Annotated in this window: 19 protein-coding genes; 2 read left to right on the forward strand and 17 right to left on the reverse strand. The window is 69.9% G+C overall.

Going from position 1 to position 20,747, the window contains the following annotated elements; genetic code table 11:
- Positions 1-420: 420 nt before the first annotated feature.
- Complete coding sequence (locus tag T9R20_RS11685; protein ID WP_322409480.1) at positions 421-903, reverse strand: OsmC family protein; 483 nt, start codon at positions 901-903, stop codon at positions 421-423.
- A gap of 58 nt (positions 904-961) precedes the next feature.
- Here T9R20_RS11685 and T9R20_RS11690 point away from each other — a divergent pair, with 58 nt between their 5' ends.
- Complete coding sequence (locus tag T9R20_RS11690) at positions 962-1,951, forward strand: asparaginase (RefSeq protein WP_322409481.1); 990 nt, start codon at positions 962-964, stop codon at positions 1,949-1,951.
- A gap of 79 nt (positions 1,952-2,030) precedes the next feature.
- On the opposite strand, the gene T9R20_RS11695 is transcribed toward T9R20_RS11690, so the two are convergent.
- The 8 genes from T9R20_RS11695 to T9R20_RS11730 form a co-directional block, all read right to left on the reverse strand.
- Positions 2,031-3,572, reverse strand: a complete 1,542-nt coding sequence (locus T9R20_RS11695; RefSeq protein WP_322409482.1) for an APC family permease — start codon at positions 3,570-3,572, stop codon at positions 2,031-2,033.
- 32 nt (positions 3,573-3,604) lie between these two features.
- Entirely contained in the window at positions 3,605-4,975 is a 1,371-nt protein-coding gene (locus tag T9R20_RS11700; RefSeq protein WP_416182904.1) for a hypothetical protein, read from the reverse strand.
- Entirely contained in the window at positions 4,966-6,552 is a 1,587-nt protein-coding gene (locus tag T9R20_RS17080; protein WP_416182905.1) for an FtsK/SpoIIIE domain-containing protein, read from the reverse strand. Before T9R20_RS17080 ends, T9R20_RS11700 begins: the two co-directional genes overlap by 10 nt.
- 66 nt (positions 6,553-6,618) lie before the next feature.
- The gene (locus T9R20_RS11710) at positions 6,619-7,437 is read right to left on the reverse strand and encodes a PP2C family protein-serine/threonine phosphatase (RefSeq protein WP_322409484.1); all 819 of its coding nucleotides are present in this window, start codon (positions 7,435-7,437) and stop codon (positions 6,619-6,621) included.
- Between the two features lie 68 nt (positions 7,438-7,505).
- Complete coding sequence (locus T9R20_RS11715; RefSeq protein ID WP_322409485.1) at positions 7,506-9,497, reverse strand: ABC transporter ATP-binding protein; 1,992 nt, start codon at positions 9,495-9,497, stop codon at positions 7,506-7,508.
- Positions 9,494-11,224: an ABC transporter ATP-binding protein gene (locus T9R20_RS11720; protein WP_322409486.1), complete on the reverse strand. Its 1,731-nt coding sequence runs from the start codon at positions 11,222-11,224 to the stop codon at positions 9,494-9,496. Before T9R20_RS11720 ends, T9R20_RS11715 begins: the two co-directional genes overlap by 4 nt.
- A 117-nt stretch (positions 11,225-11,341) precedes the next feature.
- A complete protein-coding gene (locus T9R20_RS11725; RefSeq protein ID WP_322409487.1) occupies positions 11,342-12,325 on the reverse strand; it encodes an aldo/keto reductase in 984 nt (327 codons plus the stop codon).
- Between the two features lie 68 nt (positions 12,326-12,393).
- Positions 12,394-13,167 (reverse strand): DUF5684 domain-containing protein, encoded by a 774-nt coding sequence (locus T9R20_RS11730; protein ID WP_322409488.1) that lies wholly within the window; start codon positions 13,165-13,167, stop codon positions 12,394-12,396.
- Positions 13,168-13,344: 177 nt separating this feature from the next.
- On the opposite strand from T9R20_RS11730, the gene T9R20_RS11735 reads away from it, so the two are divergent.
- Positions 13,345-13,806 (forward strand): DUF4282 domain-containing protein, encoded by a 462-nt coding sequence (locus T9R20_RS11735; protein WP_322409489.1) that lies wholly within the window; start codon positions 13,345-13,347, stop codon positions 13,804-13,806.
- Between the two features lie 6 nt (positions 13,807-13,812).
- On the opposite strand, the gene T9R20_RS11740 is transcribed toward T9R20_RS11735, so the two are convergent.
- The 8 genes from T9R20_RS11740 to atpE all read right to left on the reverse strand — a co-directional run bounded on the left by T9R20_RS11740 (position 13,813) and on the right by atpE (position 20,705).
- Positions 13,813-14,565 (reverse strand): YaaA family protein, encoded by a 753-nt coding sequence (locus tag T9R20_RS11740; RefSeq protein WP_322409490.1) that lies wholly within the window; start codon positions 14,563-14,565, stop codon positions 13,813-13,815.
- A gap of 118 nt (positions 14,566-14,683) precedes the next feature.
- Complete coding sequence (locus T9R20_RS11745; protein ID WP_322409491.1) at positions 14,684-14,944, reverse strand: F0F1 ATP synthase subunit epsilon; 261 nt, start codon at positions 14,942-14,944, stop codon at positions 14,684-14,686.
- A gap of 2 nt (positions 14,945-14,946) precedes the next feature.
- Complete coding sequence (atpD, locus tag T9R20_RS11750; protein ID WP_322409492.1) at positions 14,947-16,410, reverse strand: F0F1 ATP synthase subunit beta; 1,464 nt, start codon at positions 16,408-16,410, stop codon at positions 14,947-14,949.
- Between the two features lie 23 nt (positions 16,411-16,433).
- Positions 16,434-17,330, reverse strand: a complete 897-nt coding sequence (locus tag T9R20_RS11755; protein WP_322409493.1) for a F0F1 ATP synthase subunit gamma — start codon at positions 17,328-17,330, stop codon at positions 16,434-16,436.
- A gap of 19 nt (positions 17,331-17,349) precedes the next feature.
- Positions 17,350-18,987 carry a F0F1 ATP synthase subunit alpha gene (gene atpA, locus T9R20_RS11760; protein WP_322409494.1) on the reverse strand — a complete coding sequence of 546 codons (1,638 nt, stop codon included), beginning with the start codon at positions 18,985-18,987 and terminating at the stop codon, positions 17,350-17,352.
- Between the two features lie 82 nt (positions 18,988-19,069).
- On the reverse strand, positions 19,070-19,861 hold the full coding sequence (locus T9R20_RS11765) for a F0F1 ATP synthase subunit delta (RefSeq protein ID WP_322409495.1): 792 nt from the start codon (positions 19,859-19,861) through the stop codon (positions 19,070-19,072).
- Positions 19,861-20,439 (reverse strand): F0F1 ATP synthase subunit B, encoded by a 579-nt coding sequence (locus tag T9R20_RS11770; RefSeq protein WP_322409496.1) that lies wholly within the window; start codon positions 20,437-20,439, stop codon positions 19,861-19,863. Before T9R20_RS11770 ends, T9R20_RS11765 begins: the two co-directional genes overlap by 1 nt.
- Positions 20,440-20,468: 29 nt before the next feature.
- The gene (gene atpE / locus T9R20_RS11775; RefSeq protein ID WP_124292836.1) at positions 20,469-20,705 is read right to left on the reverse strand and encodes an ATP synthase F0 subunit C; all 237 of its coding nucleotides are present in this window, start codon (positions 20,703-20,705) and stop codon (positions 20,469-20,471) included.
- Positions 20,706-20,747: the final 42 nt, after the last annotated feature.

Raw genomic sequence — 20,747 nt, forward strand, 5'->3', positions numbered from 1 at the left:
GGTGTGGCCCAATGGGGCCACCTTCTGCGGGGAACCGTGCCATTCGTGCCACTCGGCTGCTCGCCCCACGATCCAGGTGGCGGAAAGGGCGGCCTCGAGCCGCGGGACTCCGCGATTCGTGCCACTCGGCTGCTCGCCCCACGATCCAGGTGGCGAAAAGGGCGGCCTCGAGCCGCGGGACTCCGCGATTCGTGCCACTCGGATCGTCGCCCGCCGATCCGGGTGGCGGAAACGGCGGCCCGTGCCGCGGGACTCCGCCATTCGTGCCACTCGGCTGCTCGCCCCACGATCCGGGTGGCCCAGATGGCGGCCTCACGTGCCCCCGACCCGCCATCCGCGACACTCCGATGGACGCAGACCCCAGAACCACCACCAGTCGCGGGCCCGAATCGAGCGCCCGGTCGACGTGACCCGCCGGTGTCACGCCGACTCGTCAGCCACCAGGATGGTCGCCTCATGGCGGACCGGGAAGTTGACCGAATTGGCGATGAAGCACAGGGCATGAGCCTTGTCGTGCGCCGCCAGCGCGGCATCCCTCATCACCTCCGAAGCGACGGTCACCCGCGGGTGGAGCATCACCTCGCGGAACGCGCCGCTGGCCGCACCGTCCTCAACCATGAGACCGGTCGCCTCGTCCTCGTAGTCGACCACGACGACCCCCGCCATCACGCACGCGTGAAGGTACGACAGCAGATGGCATTCGCTGAGCGCCGCGAGGAGGAGGTCCTCGGGATTCCACCGCGCCGGATCCCCCCGGAACGGCTTGTCGGCCGACGCCAGCAGCGCGGGCTTGCCCTCGACCTCGATCGTGACGGAGCGGTCGTAGTCGCGGTATCCGCTGGTGCCGCTCCCCCGGTTGCCGGTCCACGTCGCGCGCAGCGCGTATCGATGCTCACCGATCATGGCCCCAGTCTGTCACGCAGGATCGGGGGGCTCCGGGGCCGGCGGTAGGCTGACGTGCGTGCCGCAGACCATCGCCGCCGCAGAGGCCGTCGAGCTCGCCGTCGTCGAACGCAGCGGATTCGTGGAGTCCCGTCACAGCGGGGTGGCGGTGGTGCTGAATGCCGACGGCGTGGTCGCCGAACGATTCGGCGACGTCGAGGCGCTGGTCCTCCCCCGGTCGAGCCTGAAGCCCCTGCAGGCGCTCGCTCTCCTCACGGCCGGAGCCGACCTCGCCGGCGAAGAGCTCGGCCTTTCCACCGCGAGCCACACCGGCACCGACCGCCACGTGGCCGTCGTCCGCGGCATCCTGGATCGTGCCGGCCTCGACGAGCGCGCGCTCGGCTGTCCCCCGGCGTGGCCCTCGGATCAGGCGACCCGCGACGCGGTCGTGCGCGCCGGCGGCGAGCCCTCGCGGGAGCGGATGAACTGCTCGGGCAAGCACGCTGCGATGCTCCTGACCGCCACCGTCAACGGGTGGGACACCGCGACCTACCTCGAGCCCGAGCACCCGCTGCAGATCCACGTCCGCGAGGTGATCGAACGCCTCACCGGCGAGCGCGTCGCGTCGACCGCCGTCGACGGCTGCGGGGCACCCGTCTACGCCATCACGCTGCTCGGCCTCGCCCGCGCCGTCCACCGCGTCGGGGTGTCGTCCGAGCGGTCGCCGTTCGCCCTGCATCGTCAGGCCGGAACGCTCGTTCGGACGGTCCGCGAACATCCTTGGACGATCGAAGGACCGGGCCGCCCCGACACCATCGCCATCGAGCGCCTCGGCGTCTTCGCCAAGACCGGCGCCGAGGGCGTGCTCGTGATGATTGCCCCGGGCGGCGCGACGGTCGCACTGAAGATGCTCGACGGCTCGTCGCGCGCAGCGACCGTCGTGGCGCTGCGCCTTCTCGAGCGCCACGGCGCGCTGTCGCCCGCCGACGTCGCCGCCACGGTCGCCGAGCTCCCGCTCTCGGTCACCGGGGGCGGCCGGGACGTCGGAGTGATCCGCCCGGCGATGTGACGCCGGCATCGCTCGACTCGGAGATGTGGGTCTGCGAGGCCGAGCGCTCAGCGCACCGGACGCGCCGATCGCTGCGACCTCAGCTGAGCCCGCCGTCGACCGACCGCTGATAGGCCCCCTCGTCCGGGACGAGCACCGGCGTGTCACGGTTGAGGCGCTCGCCGCGGAAGAACGGCTTCGAACCCGGGAAGGCGTACCAGAGGAACATCAGCACCACGCCGATCGCGAGCGACCCGACCCCGACGACGAACGTGCCGCCGATGCCGAACAGGACGGTGTAGCCGTAGTCGACGTCGTACATGTCGATCGCCGACTGGATGAACGCGTAGGTCAGCATCAGGGCACCCAGCAGCGGCAGAATCCCGCGGTAGAGGAGGTTCCGACCCGACGTGAACAGGTCGCGCCGGAAGTACCAGACGCAGGCGTAGCCGGTGAGGGCGTAGTAGAACGCGATCGCGAGGCCGAGGGAGAGGATCGAGTCCTGGAGGATGTTGTCGCTGACCAGCGTCATCCCGATGTAGAACAGGCTCGCGACGATCCCCATCACGATCGTGGAGAAGGACGGGGTCTTGTAGACGGGGTGGACGGTGCGGAAGCGCTGCGGGAGCGCCTTGTACACCCCCATCGCGAGCGTCCCCCGCGCGGTGGGCAGGATCGTGGTCTGGGTCGACGAGACCGCCGAGATCAGCACCGAGACGAGGAGGACCGGCGCGAGGGGGCCGAGCAGGTCGTCCTTCAGCGCCAGGAAGATGTCGTCGGCGTTGGCCTCGTTGCCGAGGCCCACGCCGGTCGTGCCGAGACCGGCGTACATCATGGCCGCGACGGTCACGCCGACGTACGTGATCACGAGGATGAGGGTCGTCAGCAGCGCCGCCCGGCCCGGGATGCGCTTGGGGTCCTTCGTCTCCTCGTTGAGGGCGAGGCAGGTGTCCCAGCCCCAGTAGATGAAGATCGCCAGCAGGATGGCCTCGGTGAAGGCGCTGAAGTCGGTGAAACCGAGCGGGTTGAACCACGACAGATCCAGGGGCGTCGGATTCGGCGCGGTGCCGGTGAAGAACTGCCAGAGGGCGGCGACGATGAAGATCGCCAGGACGAGGTACTGGATGCCGAGGAGGACGTTCTGGATCCTCTCGCCGATCTCCACTCCCCGCCAGCTCACCCACGTCATCGCCGCGATGAAGAAGACACCGGTGGCGGTGACGAGCAGCACGTTGTCGGCCAGCGAGCCGTCGCCGAACAGCGACCAGAAGTAGATCCCGGCGATCTGGGCGAGGTTCGCGAGCACGATGGTGCCGGCGACCGCGACACCCCATCCGCCCAGCCAGCCGATCCACGGCCCGAACGCCTTCGTGCTCCAGGTGAATGTCGTGCCGCAATCGGGGATCGCGTTGTTCAGCTCGCGATAGGCGAAGGCGATGAACAGCATCGGCACGAAGGCGATGATGAACGCGATCGGCGCCTGGGCGCCGACGGCGAGGACGACGAATCCGAGCGTCGCCACGAGCGAGTACACCGGTGCGGTGGATGCCAGACCGATGACGGTCGAACCCCACAGCCCCAGCGTTCCCGTTGCGAGGCCCTTGCCGTCGGGTCGACCCAGGGTCACGGGGGAGGTTGCCATGGGCTGACGGTAGAGCCACGGGGCGACGGCGGTCAAGCATGCGCGGGAGTGTCGGGGAGAAGGATGCGGCGCGGCTCGCCTCCCGCCTGCCGCACCCACGCTCTCCCGCGACCCGTGTGGCAGTAGGGCGGCAGCTCGCGGTCGGCCGTGAGCATCCGGTACTCGGGCCCGCAGGGCGCGTCGACGACGAGATCGTGGTCGGACCGGATCAGCGCGAGGGTGCGCCAGTGGCGCTGCCATTCGTCGGGTTCGCCGACCACGACGATGCGGCCGGTGCGACTGCCCCGCTCCACACCGGCATCGTAGGCGTCGAGATCGATCAGCGCGGCTCCCCTTGCCTCCCAGGCTCGAAGGGCTGCGCGCGCCTGCGGCGAGCGCCGGGTCACGAATCCGGTCAGCGCCCGCGCCTGCCAGACCTCGGGCGAGACGGGTGGACCGCCGATCGCGCCCTCGAACGCCGTCGCGACCTGGATGGCGGTGCCGTCCATCGTGCCGCGCCCGGGCAGAGCTCGGGGCTCCCACCCGGCCGGGTCGCCGCCCAGAGCGACGTGGTCGGCCCGAGAGGCGGTCGAGAGCAGGACCCGGGTGGAAGCGAGGTCCGCCAGACGCGCCACACCGCCGGTCAGCCGCTGCGCCGTCAGCGCCATCAGAGCGCCGTCGCCTCCGGCCCCGCGGAGGAGATCCTCGAGGCGGTGGAGGATCTCGCCGGCGTAATCCGCCGGATAGCGCCCGACCAGCGCGTCGACGTCGTCGACCAGGATGAGCCTCGGCGCCGGCTGCTCGGTCCGCGCGGCGTCCACGAGCTCCGCGACGACATCCCACGCCGTCTCGGGATCGGCGGGCACCCAGGTCGTGCGGTCAGGACACTGAGCGCCGAGCGTCTGGAGGGCGGTCGTCCGCCCGCTGCCGCTCCGTCCGAGGAAGACGACTCCGGCAGATCGGCCGTCGAGCATCGCGGGCCGCTGCCGCTGCTCATCGGGTTCATCGAGGAGCCCGAGGATCAGCGGCACCCCGGCCCCCGACCCGGTGCTGGCCGGCCCCCTGAGGTCGGACACCCCGAGGTCGGGCACCCTGAGGTCGTCGAGATCGACCCGCGACGGCAGCGCCGGAAGCCACGATCGACGCGGCACCGGGCCCTCGGCGGAGCCGATCACCGCGGCGACGTCGTCCGGTCCGGCGAGAGCGACACGGAATCGCCGAGGTGCGGCGTCGACGCTCCGGCGCACCCAGGCCGTGCCCCGCTCGGTCCCCGTCGCCACCGGGCGCGCCGCGTCCTCCGTCCCCAGGACCGCCCGGCTGTCGGCGGGATCGACCACCCGCAGGCTCAGCCGGAGCGGGAGATTCGCCCACAGGCCCTCGCGGATTACACCCGTGGTGCGCTGGGTGCCGAGGATCAGGTGCATGCCGAGCGCCCGCCCCCGCGCCGCGAGATCGGTGAACAGGGCCTGGAGTTCGGGATGATCGGCCAGGAGCGCGGCGAACTCGTCGACGACGACGACCAGTCGGGGCAGCTCCGCCCGGTCATCGGAGATGTCCCGGGCGCCGGTCCGGGAGAGCTCGCCCTCGCGCCACCGGATCTCCGCCCGGAGGCTGTCGATCGCCCGACGGGCTCCTGCGGGGTCGAGGTCGGTGATGACGCCGGTGACGTGGGGCAGGCCGCGAGTCGCTGGAAGGCGGTTCCGCCCTTGAAGTCGGCGAGGAGGAAGGTGACCTCGCGAGTGGAGTAGCGCGCGCACAGGGCCAGCACCCAGGTGACGAGGAGCTCGCTCTTGCCCGATCCCGTCATGCCGGTGACCACGGCGTGCGGACCGTCCTCGACGAGATCCACCGACACCGCTGCGCGGTCGCGTCCGATGGTCGCGACGAGCCCGGCTGTCGGCGTCGCCGCCTCGCCGGCTCCGAGATCGGAGAGGAGCAGCGGGCCGTCGTCGCCGGGATCGCCCCACGTGCGCGCGGCCCGCCGGGCCAGCTCGTCGGCGATCGCCGTCGCCTGCGCACGACCGACCGCTTCCGGGCGGATCTCGTACGTCTCGCCTCCGATGTCGGCATGCCCTCGATCCGGCTCGTCGACGCGCAGGACGATCGCGCAGCCGGGCGGCGGCGGTTCGCCCGGCTCCACCCGGACGATGCGGATGTCTGCGCCGTCGTCGGCATCCGCTCCTCCGGCTCGCAGGGCGAGGGTCCGCCCGGCGGCTACTCGGCGGTGCGGGAGCCGCGCGAGCCACATCTCGTCGTCGTCGGCCGATGGCAGCACCGAGAATGTTCCGGGGGGATGCACGAGGCACGCCTGCAGCACCAGGGCCCGGACGATCGCCGCACTCACCACCGGTGGCCCGATGACGGCGATCCCACCCGCCAGCGGCACCGCGATCGGCGCATCCTCGAGTACTGTCGCGCGGCGGCGCAGCTCGCCCGAGCGCGGATCACCCTTTCCGCCGGTGACGCGCACCGCGCTCGGGATGCGTCCCCGGCCGACGACCACGGTGTCTCCGCGATCGCGATGGGCACGCCAGACCTCGGCCTCCGATCCCACGAGCCGCGCGACGTCGGGGTGGACGCCCCACCATCGTTCGCGCTCCCTGCCGTGGCGCGAAGCCACCGCACGTGCCACGTCCGCGCGCACCCTCGCGCTCGACCGCTCGGCCGTGCGACGATCGCGCCGGGCGGTGCGGGCGGCATCGGCGATCGACGCGATGGCGATGAGGGGACCGAGAGCAGCGAGCCACAGCGCGAGGATCGACCCGGTGACCAGCCACAGCGCGCCCGCTCCGAGGATCGGGACCGTCGAGGCCACGATCGGCAGGGGCGGCCGGGCCGGGCGCTCCCACGCGTCATCGAGGTGGAGAACCTCGTCGGGGGCCGGGTCGTCGCTGACGATCGCGGGCGGAGCATTCCCCTTCCGCGCGACGGACCCGGGCGGCCGGGTCGGTGGCGGCGCCGTCAGAGGGGAAGCCGGGGGCAGCGGAGTGAACGAGGACACCCACCCACCCTGGACGCGCGGCGCACGCGTGGCGTGCGTCAGCGTCGATCGGTGGAGAACTCGTGCTCAGGCCGAGGCTGTGGAGGAGTCGACGTCGGCGGTCGCTCCGGCGGCGCTCTCGCGCAGCGAGACGTTCACCACGATGATCGTGATGTTGTCGCGGCCGCCGTTCTCCAGCGCGGCATCCAGCATCGCCCCCACCGCACCCGCCGGGTCGTCGTGCTGCGAGAGGAAGTGGTGGATGCCGAAATCGGTGAGCTCCTTGGTGAGCCCGTCGGAGCACACCACGAAGCGGTCGCCGTCGACGATGTCGAGCCGCACGTAATCGGGGGTCACGCTCTCGCTCGGCCCCACGGCCCGGGTGATCACGTTGCCGTAGGGGTGGTTCTCGGCCTCTTCGGGGCTCAGGCGCCCCGACGCGACGAGCTCCTGGACGACGGAATGGTCGGTGGTCACCTGGACGACGTCGTCGTCGCGGAGGAGGTAGACGCGCGAGTCGCCGATGTTCAGGGTGACCCACGTCGCCGGATCGGTCGTCGGATCCAGGTACACGCCCGTGAGGGTCGTGCCGGTGCCGTCGTCGGTCGTCTCGGGGTGCGAGGCGATGTCCTTCACCGCGCGACCGAGCGCCTTCTCGATCGTCTTCGCACTCACCGGCCCCGTCTCCACGACCGCCCGCAGCCGGTCGACGGTGCTCGCGCTGGCGATCTCGCCGCCGATGTGTCCGCCCATGCCGTCGGCGACGGCGAAGAGGGGGAAGGACGCCAGCACCGCGTCCTGATTCACCTCGCGTCGACGCCCCGTGTGAGTCGTGGCAGCCCAGCGCAGCGACAGCGTGGCGTCGGGGAGCTCGATCACGCGGTCTCCGGAGGAGATCTCAGGCACCCGCTCTCCTCTCCCCACGTCGGCTCGCATGCTCCGCCGGATCAGCACGATCGCCGGCGATGGCGTCCTCACATCCTAGTGGACACGCGGGACGACCCCGCGGACTCCCCGGCCGCGTCGGCGGCATCCGGCTCCTCGTCCGCGTCCTCGATGACGGCAGCACGGAACTGCGCGTCCGACAGCCGCCGGTAGGCGCCCCCCGCGGCCAGCAGCTCTTCGTGCGTTCCCTGTTCGACGATCCGGCCGTCCTCCATCACGAGGATGAGGTCGGCGTCGCGGATCGTGGAGAGGCGGTGGGCGATGACGAACGCGGTGCGATCCTGACGCAGCTGCGACATCGCCCGCTGGATCAGCAGCTCGGTGCGGGTGTCGACCGACGACGTGGCCTCATCCAGGATGAGGATGCGGGGATCGGCGAGGAACGCCCGGGCGATCGTGATGAGCTGGCGCTCGCCCACGCTGAGGTTCCCCGCCTCGTCGTCCAGGACGGTGTCGTATCCGTCGGGCAGGGCGTGGACGAACCTGTCGACGTAGGCCGCGCGCGCGGCCGCGGCGATGGCCTCGTCGTCGGCATCCGGGTTCCCGTACGCGATGTTCTCGCGGACGGTGCCCGCGAAGAGCCACGTGTCCTGAAGCACCATGCCGGTGCGCGATCGCAGGTCGTCCCGGGTCATCCGGCGCGTGTCGACCCCGTCGAGCGTGATGCGGCCGGAATCGACGTCGTAGAAGCGCATGATGAGATTCACCAGCGTCGTCTTGCCGGCGCCGGTCGGACCCACGATCGCGATCGTGCTGCCCGGTTCCACGGTCAGGTCGAGGTGGTCGATGAGCGGGGTGTCGGCGGCGTACCGGAACGAGACGTCTTCGAACGCCAGGCGCTTCGCCGACGCCGGCGCGGTCTCGGACGGCTGGGGATCGGGGGTCTGCTCGTCCTCGTCGAGGAGCTCGAACACGCGCTCGGCGCTGGCGACCCCGGACTGGAGGAGATTGGCCATCGACCCCAGCTGCGCGAGGGGCTGGGTGAACTGGCGCGAGTACTGGATGAAGGCCTGCACGCTGCCGATCGAGAGAAGACCGGATGCCACCTGGATGCCGCCGACGACGGCGATGGCGACGTACACCAGGTTGCCGACGAACATCATCGCGGGCTGGATGATGCCGGAGAGGAACTGCGCGCCGAAGCTGGCGCGGTACACCTCCTCGTTCTCGGCCAGGAAGTCGGCCTCCACTTCGCGCTGGTGGCCGAACACCTTCACGATCGCGTGACCGGAGAAGGTCTCCTCGACCCGTGCGTTGAGAACCCCCGTCGCCTTCCACTGCGCGACGAAGAGCTTCTGCGAGCGGCCCGCGACGACGGCGGTGATGACCAGGGTGAGCGGCACGGTGACGAGGGCGATCACCGCGAGGAGGGGTGAGATGAGGAACATCATCACCATCACCCCGATGACGGTGAGGAGCGAGATGATCACCTGCGAGAGCGTCTGCTGCATCGACTGGCCGATGTTGTCGACATCGTTGGTGACGCGGCTGAGCAGCTCCCCCCGCTGCACCCGGTCGAAGTACGACAGCGGAAGGCGGTGGATCTTGTCTTCGACCTGCATCCGCAGCCGGTTCATCGCCCGCTGGACGATGCCGTTGAGCAGGCGCGCCTGCAGCCAGCCGAAGATGCTCGAGAACACGTAGACGGCGAGAACGGCGAGGATGACCGCGCCGAGGGCCTCGAAGGCGATTCCGGCGCCGGGGGTGAAGTCGACGGCGGAGACCAGGTCGGCCTGCTGCTGCTGCCCCGACGCCACGAGCTGTTCGACGACCTCCTGCTTGGTCGCCCCCGCCGGCGCCTGCAGCGAGAGGAACCCGGCGAAGACGATGTTCGTGGCGTCGCCGAGGAGCTTCGGTCCGAGCACCGAGAGCCCGACGCTCAGGACGCCGAGCAGCAGCACGACGACCAGTCGCGGCCGGTCGGAGCTCAGGGTGCCGAGCAGGCGCCGCGCACTCGGGCCGAAGCTCTTCGCCTTCACCACCGGGGCGGTCTGCATCCGCCCGTGACCCGGCCCGCTCATGCCGCCTCCACCGAGAGCTGCGATTCGACGATCTCGCGGTACGTCTGGCTGGACTGGACGAGTTCGTCATGGGTGCCGATGCCGACCAGGCGCCCGTGGTCGAGGACGAGGATCTGATCGGCGTTCTGCACGGTGGAGACGCGCTGGGCGACGACGATCCGCGTCGCATGGGACAGATGGGTGTCGAGCGCCTCGCGGAGCGCGGCGTCGGTGGCGAGGTCAAGCGCCGAGAACGCGTCGTCGAAGAGGTAGATCTCGGGCTTCTTCGCCAGAGCCCGCGCGATCGCCAGACGCTGACGCTGACCCCCGGAGACATTGGTGCCGCCCTGCGCGATCGGGGCGTCGAGCTGACCGGGCATCGCGCGGACGAAGTCGGCCGCCTGGGCGAGCTCGAGGGCGCGCCAGAGGTCGTCGTCCCCGGCGTCCGGGTCGCCGTAGCGCAGGTTCGAGGCGACCGTGCCCGAGAACAGGAACGCTCGCTGCGGGACCAGACCCACCCGTCGCCACAGCTCGTCGGGGTCGAGCTCGCGGACATCCGTCCCGTCCACCCGCACCGAGCCCGCCGTCGCGTCGAACAGTCGCGCCACGAGACCGATCAGCGTGGTCTTGCCCGAGCCGGTCGATCCGATGACGGCGGTGGTCGAGCCCGGAGCGACCTCGAACGAGATGTCGCTGAGCACTGGATCGGCGGCGCCGGGGTAGGCGAAGGCGACCTGTTCGAAGCGCACGGCGCCACGGGGGGCGGGCGGGGCGGCCGGCACGGTCGGCGGCGCCACCGACGGCTCGGTGTCGAGCACCTCGCCGATGCGGTCGGCGCAGACCGCCGCCCGCGGGATCATCACGAACATGAAGGTCGCCATCATCACGCCCATGAGGATCTGCATGATGTAGGTGAGGAAGGCGAACAGGGTTCCGATCTGCACGTCGTTCTGCTGCACCTGGAACGCGCCGAACCAGATCACCGCGACGCTCGAGACGTTGAGCACGAGCATCACTGCCGGGAACATCAGCGCCATGAGGTTTCCGGCGCGAAGACCCGTCGCCATCACCTCGGCGCTCGCGACCGAGAAGCGCACGCGCTCCTGCGGCTCGCGGACGAAGGCGCGGATGACGCGGATGCCGCTGAGCTGTTCGCGCAGGATCTGATTCACCCGGTCGATCCGCTTCTGCATGACCGTGAAGGCCGGCACCATCCGCCACACGATCAGACCGACGATCACCAGGAGGAGGGGGATCGACACCGCCATGAGCCACGAAAGGCCCACGTCCTGACTGACGGCGAGGATGACACCGCCGACGGCGAGGATCGGGGCCGACACCATCAGCGTCGCCGAGACCTGCACGAGCATCTGCACCTGCTGGACGTCGTTGGTGTTGCGGGTGATGAGGGAGGCTGCGCCGAAGTGGCCGACCTCCCGCTGCGAGAAGGCCACGACGCGATGGAAGAGGTCGGCGCGCAGCTGGCGCCCCACTCCCATCGCCAGGCGGGATCCGAAGTACACCGCGATGATCGCGCAGACGATCTGCACCAGGCTGATGCCGAGCATGACGAGGCCCGTGGACCAGATGTAGGGGATGTCGCCGGTGATGACGCCGTTGTCGATGATGTCGGCGTTGAGCGTGGGCAGGAGCAGCGACGCGATCGACTGCGCCAGCTGGAACACCACCACGGCGACGATGAGCGGCCAGCCGGGCCGGAGATAACGGGCGAGGAGCTTGCCGAGCACGGGTGTCCCTTCCACGACGCAGGCCCATCGGGGCGCCCGCACCTCCGTGAACGCTACAGCCGTTGCCTCAGGTCAACCACCGTCTCGGGTGCGCTCTCAGCGAACCCGGTGCCGGGCTCAGGCTGCCGGGTCGTCCGGCAGGGGGAAGATCGCGTCGATCTCGGCGACATCGGCGACCGTAGGCGTCCACGCCGTCGCAGCGGCGGCGTTGGCCTGCACCTGCTCAGGGCTCGTCGCTCCGGCGATGACGCTCGAGATCGACGGCCGTGCCAGCAGCCACCCGAACGTGGCCTCGAGCATCGTGATCCCCTGCTCGCGGCAGAAGGACGCGTACGCCTCGAGGGCGTCCCACGGCGCGTTCTCCCACAGGTGAGGGCGCTGACGCATGATGCGGGTGTCGGTCGGCGCCTCGGTGCGGGAGAACTTCCCCGTGAGAAGACCGTTGTGAAGGGGGAAGTAGGGCAGGAATCCCAGACCGAAGTGCTCCGCGGCGGGGAGGCGCTCCCGCTCGACGCCGCGCGCGAGCAGGCTGTAGTGGTCCTGGGACGACACGAAGGGGACGGTTCCGCGGCGCTCGGCGACGAAGTGCGCCTCGGCGATCTGCCAGCCGCTGAGGTTGGAGTGCCCGATGTAGCGCACCTTCCCCTCCCTCACCAGGTCGGTCAGCGCGTCGAGGGTCTCCTCGATGGGCGTTCCGGGGTCGGGCGTGTGCAGCTGGTAGAGGTCGATCCGGTCGGTTCGAAGACGCATCAGGGAGGCCTCGACGGCGCGGCGGATGTACGTGCGCGACGCCTTGGCGCCCGCGAGGCCGTACCCCATGTCGCGCCCCGAGTGACCGAACTTCGTCGCCAGCACGACCTGGTCGCGACGGCCCACGAGGGCCTCGCCCATGAGGGTCTCGGACTGGCCGGGATCGCCGCCGTACATGTCGGCGGTGTCGAGGAAGGTGACCCCGGAGTCGATCGCGGCGTCGAGGACGGCCCGGGTGCCCTCGAGGGTCTCAGTGCGGGTCCCGGGGCGGCCGAAGTTGTTGCAGCCGAGGCCCACGGCGGAGACGAGCAGACCGGATGACCCGAGGCGGCGCAGCGGAACAGAATTCATGGATCACACGCTACCCGCGGACGAGCGACGACAGCCCCCGGCCGCGGGCCGGGGGCTGTCGTGGAGGGCTAGGGACGCGGAGCGTCCGGTCCCGCAGGCGGCTCGTTCGCCGGCGGCGCCGCAGGCGGCGGGGTGGGGTCGGCCGAAGGCGGTGCGGCGGGCGGCGCCGAAGGAGGTGCCGGGGGTACCGCAGGCGGAGTGGCCGGCGGCGCGGCAGCCGGCGCGGGCGGAGCCTGGTAGCCCGGAGCGGGTTCGTAGCCTGCGGGCGGCGCGGCCGGGGCGCCGGGCGAGGCCGGCGGGTAGCCGTCACCGGGCGCCGCGACGGCGCTCGGCTGCTGCGGGATACCCGACCAGACGGTGGTGTCCTTGAGGAACGAGTTCGCCCAGGGTGCGGGAGCGATGTTCGGGTTCCAGCGCGAGCGATCGAACGCCATGATGCCCAACCACACGACGTAGAGGAACACCGCGAGGATGATCCACGGCGTCTCCTTGCCGAGATTCGTCTGCACGCGCCACGCGGCGAGGATGATGTAGACGAAGGCCGCCACGCTCGGCACCCAGCCGAGCAGGAAGTTCACGTACGGGATCAGATTCAGCACGATGGCGGCGCCGATGAGGATCAGCACACCCCACGGGTTCAGGTCTCCGAGTTTGGCGAACACCATCTCGCGATAGACGGGAACCCACGCCCGCCATTTGCCCTGGACGCCGGCCTTGTCGAACAGCTTCATCGTGAAGAACGACGTGATGAGGTAGCCGGCGAGGATGATCACCAGCCAGAAGAAGAATGCAGCGATGAGCAGTCCGACGACCGCTCCCGAGTTGTCACCGTACGGATCCATTCCCATGCCTCTCGCCCGGGGAGGTCCGCGCTCCACGCGCAGACGACGGGACGGCGTCCCGCGTGTGTCATGGTAGCGACGCGACGCCGCCGTTGTGAGGAAATTCCCAGAAACGCGGGGTCGGGCGCGTCGCGGTCGGTAACGTGACGGGAGGACGTCGACGAAGGACGAGGACCCATGAGCACCGACACCCCTCCCCCGCTGCCCCGTCAGCCCGCCGCCGAGGCCGCCCGTGCCACCGAGCCCGCATCGCCCGGGATCGCCGGCGTCGACGACACCGGTGTCCCAGCCGGCGGTGGTGATGCCGCCGAGGTCGGCCGCGGCTTCTTCCGCGCGCTGTTCGACCTGTCCTTCCGCACATTCATCACCCGCCGGCTGGCCGCGGTGTTCTACGTCGTGGGTCTCATGGCGATCGGCATCGCGTTCGTGGTGTACCTCGTCACCGGGATCGTCGAGGGCGTCGGTGCGCTCTGGTTCAACCCCGGCGCCGGCATCTCCCTGATCGTGGCGACCGTCATCCTGGTGCCCCTGTTCGCGTTCCTCGCGGTGATCGCACTCCGCTTCGTCATCGAGGCCGTCGTCGCCCTCATCGCGATCGCCGAGAACACCGAGCGCACCGCCGCGAACACGCGCCGCTAGCCGGCGTCAGACGACCAGGTCGAGCTCTGCGGCGTCGACCTCGCCGGTGAGCCGCACCCCCGCGGCATCCGCCCACTGCCGGAATCCTGCGACGCTGCGGATGCGCGGCCGCTCGGTGGCGAGGCGTCGAACGAGTTCGCCCTTGGCGTGCTTGTTGAAGTGGTTCAGCGCCCGGACCGCCCCACCCGGGGCGTCGGTGACGACACGCAGAGAGACCACAGGGACGGAGGCGGGAACCGGCCCCAGCGCCACGTAGGCGTGGGAGCGGAGATCGAGGATGACCGGCGGCGCCGCCTCTGCGAGCGCCGCGGTGACCGCATCCGCCCAGTGCCGCCGGGCCGTCGCGAGTCCGGGAAGGCGTACCCCGGCGCCCAGCCGGTAGTCCGGGAGAAGATCGAGCGCTCCCACGGGACCGAAGGGCGCGGAGTGGATGAGCACGTGGGCCTTCAGCCACCGTCGGGCGGCAGCGTCCAGACTCGGCGCATCGAGCGCGTCGAAGAGCACACCGGTGTAGCGATCGGCCGCGGGGAGCGTCGGGCCGGTGCGCAGCGCGGCGTTCACGGCGATCTCGTCCCGCTGCCGCGGTCCGAGCTTCAGCACCCGCGCCGCGCGGCCGGGGTCGTCCGACAGTGCGATCAGCGCCCGCAGGGCCTCCTCGCGCTGCGGGCGCAGGGAGGGCAGCGCCAGGCTGCCGAGATCGAGCACGCGGCGGTGACCGCCGCGCTGCTTCGTCTCGGACGGCGGGAGGAGGATCAGCATGACGGCACCCGGAGAAGAGGGGCGAGGATGCGTCTGGCCGCCGAGGGCGCGGGGTGAACCCGTGCTCTCGGCGGCCAGTTGCACTCTCGCGGGGAAGGCGGAGGCGGAGGGCGGACGCTCAGGAGATCAGAGCGGCGTTCCCGGCGACGATCGTGACCTCGTCCTGCTCCATCGACAGGAACCCGTCCTGCGCGTTGGCGATGATCTTCGACCCGTCAGGGCGCGTGATGCGCACCTGACCTTCGGCGAGGATCGCCAGCACCGGCTCGTGGCCGGCCATGAAGCCGATCTCTCCCTCGACGGTCTTGGCGACCACGAGCGAGGCCTCACCCGACCAGACCTCCGCGTCGGCGGAGACCAGGCTGACTTTGAGGGGCATGATCAGCCGTTCTCCTTCTGGATGCGGGCCCACGCCTCTTCGACGTCGGAGATGCCGCCGACGTTGAAGAACGCCTGCTCGGCGACGTGGTCGAAGTCGCCCTTGACGATCGCGTCGAAGGACTCGATGGTCTCCTTGATCGGAACCGTGGAGCCCTCGACACCGGTGAACTTCTTCGCCATGTAGGTGTTCTGCGAGAGGAACTGCTGGATGCGACGCGCGCGGGCGACGACGACCTTGTCCTCTTCGGAGAGCTCGTCGACACCGAGGATCGCGATGATCTCCTGCAGTTCCTTGTTCTTCTGCAGGATCTGCTTCACGGCGGTGGCCACCCGGTAGTGGTCCTCGCCGATGTAGCGGGGATCAAGGATGCGGCTGGTCGAGGTCAGCGGGTCGACCGCGGGGTACAGACCCTTCGACGCGATCTCACGCGACAGCTCGGTCGTGGCATCCAGGTGGGCGAACGTGGTCGCCGGCGCCGGGTCGGTGTAGTCGTCGGCGGGGACGTAGATCGCCTGGAGCGAGGTGATCGAGTGACCGCGCGTCGAGGTGATGCGCTCCTGGAGCACACCCATCTCGTCGGCGAGGTTCGGCTGGTAACCCACGGCCGAGGGCATGCGGCCGAGCAGCGTCGAGACCTCGGAGCCGGCCTGCGTGAAGCGGAAGATGTTGTCGATGAACAGCAGCACGTCCTGCTTCTGCACATCGCGGAAGTACTCCGCCATGGTCAGGGCGGAGAGGGCCACGCGCAGACGCGTGCCCGGCGGCTCGTCCATCTGGCCGAAGACGAGGGCGGTCTTGTCGAAGACACCCGCCTCCTCCATCTCGCCGATGAGGTCGTTGCCCTCACGAGTGCGCTCGCCGACACCGGCGAACACCGACACACCACCGTGGTCCTGGGCGACGCGCTGGATCATCTCCTGGATGAGGACGGTCTTGCCCACGCCCGCGCCGCCGAAGAGGCCGATCTTCCCACCCAGCACGTACGGGGTGAGCAGGTCGATGACCTTGATGCCGGTCTCGAACATCTGGGTCTTGGACTCCAGCTGGTCGAAGTTCGGCGCCTGGCGGTGGATCGGCCAGCGCTCGGTGACCTCGATGGTCTCGCCCGGGGCACCGTTGAGCACCTCGCCGGTGACGTTGAACACCCGGCCCTTGGTGACGTCGCCGACGGGAACGGTGATCTGCTCGCCGGTGTCGCGCACCTCCTGACCGCGGACGATGCCGTCGGTGGGCTTGAGGGCGATGGCGCGGACGAGGTCGTCGCCGAGGTGCTGGGCGACCTCGAGGGTGATCTCGTTCGACGAGTCGCCGATCACGATCGTCGTCTTCAGCGCGTTGTAGATCTCGGGGATCGAGTCGTGCGGGAACTCGATGTCGACGACGGGGCCGGTGACGCGGGCGACCCGGCCGACGGCGGGCGATGCGGCCGTCGTGGCATCCGTCTTCTCAGCGGTGAGGCTCATGGCTTCTTCTCTTTCGTGTGGGTCTATTTGCCCGACGCGAGAGCGTCGGCGCCGCCGACGATCTCGGCGATCTGCTGCGTGATCTCGGCCTGTCGCGCGTTGTTGCGCAGCCGGGTGTAGTCGGTGATGAGCTTGTCGGCGTTGTCGCTGGCCGACTTCATCGCCTTCTGCGTCGCGGCGTGCTTGGCCGCCGAGGACTGCAGGAGGGCGTTGAAGACGCGGCTCTGGATGTAGACGGGCAGGAGTGCGTCGAGAACCGTCTCGGCGTCCGGCTCGAATTCGTAGAGCGGGTACACCTGGGCCGACGACTCCTCTTCGGCCTCCACGACCTCAAGCGGCAGGAGACGCACCGTCTCGGGGCTCTGGGTCATCATGCTGACGAACCGGTTGTACACCAGGTGGATCTCATCCACCCCGCCCTGCTCGCCGCCGCGGTTGTACGCGTCGAGGAGGGTGGCCGAGATCTCCTCGGCGGTGTAGAACTGCGGGGTGTCGGTGTCGCCCGTCCACTCGGCAGCGGCCTCGATGCGGCGGAACTGGAAGTACCCGACGGCCTTGCGTCCGATCAGGTAGAACACCGGCTCGCGGCCCTCGGACCGCAGCAGCGCCGCCAGTTCCATGCCCTCGCGGAGGATCTGCGAGTTGAACGCGCCCGCCAGGCCCCGGTCCGACGCGAAAATCACGACGGCCGACCGGCGGATGGTGGGCCGCTCCTGCGTCAGGGGGTGATCGACGTTGGAGTGCGTCGCCACCGCGGACACCGCGCGTGTCACCGCGCGGGCGAAGGGCGAAGACGCGCGGACGCGCGCCATCGCCTTCTGGATCCGCGAAGCAGCGATGAGCTCCATCGCCTTCGTGATCTTCTTCGTGGTCTGCGCAGAATTGATCTTCTGCTTGTAGACCCTCAGTTGTGCGCCCATGATCCTTCACCGGTTCCGCTCAGCGACGGCCCTTGACGATCTTCTCCTGGTTGACGTCCTCGGCCTCTGCGGCGGCGACCTCGTCGCTGCCGGGACGGTTGATCGACTGGCCCTTACCGGAGCGGAACTCCAGGATGAACTCGTCGACCTTCTTGTCCAGCTCGGCGGCGGTGTCATCGTCCAGGACGTTGGTGTCGCGCAGGCGATCGAGGATGGTGGTGTTGCGACGCAAGTAGTCCAGCAGCTCGCGCTCGAACGGCAGCACGTCTTCGACGTCGATCGAGTCGAGCTTTCCGTTCGTGCCCGCCCAGATCGAGACGACCTGCTCCTCGACCGGGTACGGCGAGTACTGCGGCTGCTTGAGCAGCTCGGTCAGGCGCGCACCGCGCGCCAGCTGGCGACGGGAGGCGGCGTCGAGGTCGGAGGCGAACATCGCGAACGCCTCGAGCGAGCGGTACTGCGCGAGCTCGAGCTTGAGGGTTCCGGAGACCTTCTTGATCGACTTCACCTGAGCGTCACCACCCACGCGGGACACCGAGATGCCCACGTCGACCGCCGGACGCTGGTTGGCGTTGAAGAGGTCGGACTGGAGGAAGATCTGGCCGTCGGTGATCGAGATGACGTTCGTGGGGATGTACGCCGAGACGTCGTTGGCCTTGGTCTCGATGAGGGGCAGACCCGTCATCGACCCCGCCCCGAGCTCGTCGGAGAGCTTGGCGCACCGCTCGAGCAGACGCGAGTGCAGGTAGAAGACGTCGCCGGGGTAGGCCTCGCGCCCCGGCGGACGACGAAGCAGCAGCGACACAGCGCGGTAGGCCTCGGCCTGCTTGGTGAGGTCGTCGAAGACGATGAGCACGTGCTTGCCGTCGTACATCCAGTGCTGACCGATGGCCGAGCCGGTGTACGGGGCGAGGTACTTGAAGCCGGCCGGGTCGGACGCGGGAGCGGCGACGATGGTGGTGTACTCCATCGCGCCGGCGTCTTCCAGGGCGCCCTTGACCGCAGCGATGGTCGAGCCCTTCTGGCCGATCGCGACGTAGATGCAGCGCACCTGCTTCGTCGGGTCGCCGGACTCCCAGTTGGCCTTCTGGTTGATGATCGTGTCGATCGCGATGGCGGTCTTGCCGGTCTGACGGTCGCCGATGATCAGCTGGCGCTGACCGCGGCCGATCGGGATCATCGCGTCGATGGCCTTGATGCCGGTCTGCATCGGCTCGTGCACGGACTTGCGCTGCATGACGCCGGGCGCCTGGAGCTCGAGGGCGCGGCGGCCGGTGGTCGCGACCTCGCCGAGTCCGTCGATCGGGGTACCGAGAGGGTCGACCACGCGACCGAGGTACCCGTCGCCGACGGGGACCGACAGCACCTCACCGGTGCGCGTGACCTGCATGCCGGCTTCGATGCCGGAGAAGTCGCCGAGGACGACGACACCGATCTCGTGCTCGTCGAGGTTCAGCGCCAGGCCCTGGGTGCCGTCGCCGAAGAGCACCAGCTCGTTGGCCATGACGCCGGGGAGTCCCTCGACGTGCGCGATGCCGTCGGCGGCATCGATGACCGTGCCGACCTCGGTCGCGGCGGCGCCGGTGGGTTCGTAGGCCGCGACGAAGTCCTTCAGCGCGTCACGGATGACGTCGGGGCTGATAGAGAGGTCTGTCATGATCTTCCTTCGTTCGGTGGGGCCTCACCTGCGAGTGTGACCCCGAATGCTCCGACGCTTCTCGGAAGCGCCGGGAAGTCTGTTATCCGGCCAGCCGCTGGCGGAGGTCGGCGAGGCGCGACGACACGCTGGCGTCGATCACGTCGTCGGCGATCTGCACACGCAGACCCCCGACCACGGTCGGGTCGACGACGGTGTTGATCGAGACCTCGGTGCCGTAGCGGGCCGAGAGCGTCCGGGACAGACGCTCGATCTGGGCGTCGCTCAACGCGACGGCGGTGATGACCGTGGCGACCTTCCGGCCGCGCTGGTCGGCGACGATGCGCATCGCCCAGGTGAGGAGCTGCCGCACCCGTCGTTCGCGAGGCTGCTGGACGAGGGCGTCGGCGATGACGATCGCCGACGCGCTGGCACGACCCGTGAGCAGAGACGACACCAGCCGACCCTTGGCCGCCGGGTCGCCCAGCCGGCTGCCGAGAGCAAGCTCCAGCTCTCCGTTGTCGGCGACGACACGGGAGAAGGCGAACAGGTCGGCCTCGACGTCGGCCTGCGGTTCCGCCACAGCCGCCGCGCGCACCGCGAGCTCTTCGATGCCCTCCACCAGATCCGCGGCCGACGACCAGCGCTCTGCGACCACGGCGCCCAGGAGGGTGCGCGTGGTGGCCGACACCTGACGCCCGAAGACGTCGTCGACGACCTTCTGCCGGGCCGGCGCCGGTGCCGACGCGTCGGCCAGAGCAGAAGCCAGCTGAGGGGTCTGCCCCACGGCGCGCGCGACCCCGAAGAGCTCACGCGCCACAGCGAGGTCGGTGATCGCCGCGGCATCCAGTGCGGCGATGCCCGACACCCGGGCCTGCGTGGTCGCGCTGCCCATCAGGAGCCCTGCTTCTGACCGGTCGTGGCCTTCGCGGCCTCGTCCGCCTCGAGCTCGGCGAGGAACCGATCGACGACGGCCTGAGCCTTCGCATCGTCGGAGAGGGTCTCGCCGATCACGCCGCCGGCGAGGTCGAGGGCGAGCGTGCCCACCTCGCTGCGCAGCGACACCAGCGCCGACTGACGCTCCGCCTCGATCTGGGCGTGTGCCGTCGCCGTGATGCGCGCAGCCTCGGAGGCGGCGGCGTCCTTCGCCTCGGCGAGGATCTTCTTGCCGTCCTCGCGGGCGGCGTCGCGGATCTCACCGGCTTCGCGCCGGGCGTCGGCAAGCTGCGCGGTGTACTCCTCCAGCGCGGCCTCGGCCTTGCGCTGGGCCTCGTCGGCCTTGGCGATGTTGCCTTCGATCGCGGCAGCGCGCTCGTCGAGCAGCTTCTGCATGCGCGGCAGCACGATGCGCCAGAACACCGCCAGGATGACGATGAAGCACACCAGCGACCAGATGATGTCGTAGTACGCCGGCAGCAGCGGGTTCTGCGACTCACCCTCTTCCGCAGCGAGAGTGACAAGAGCGTTCAGCATCTCGTCTCCTTAAACGTGAGGAAGGGGGATCAGGCGCCGAAGATGAAGCCGGTGGCGATGCCGATGAACGCAAGCGCCTCGGTGAACGCGATACCGATCCACATCAGGACCTGGAGGCGACCGGCCAGCTCGGGCTGACGAGCGACGCCCTCGATGGTCTTGCCGACGACGATGCCCACGCCGATGGCGGGGCCGATGGCGGCGAGGCCGTAGCCGACGGTCGCGATCGAACCGGTGACCTGGGCGAGAACCGTAGTTGCATCCACGGGTGTGTTTCCTTTCGGTTGGGTGGGTGGGCCGGAGCCCGC

This window comes from Microbacterium invictum (assembly GCF_034421375.1).
Classification (GTDB): domain Bacteria; phylum Actinomycetota; class Actinomycetes; order Actinomycetales; family Microbacteriaceae; genus Microbacterium; species Microbacterium invictum_A.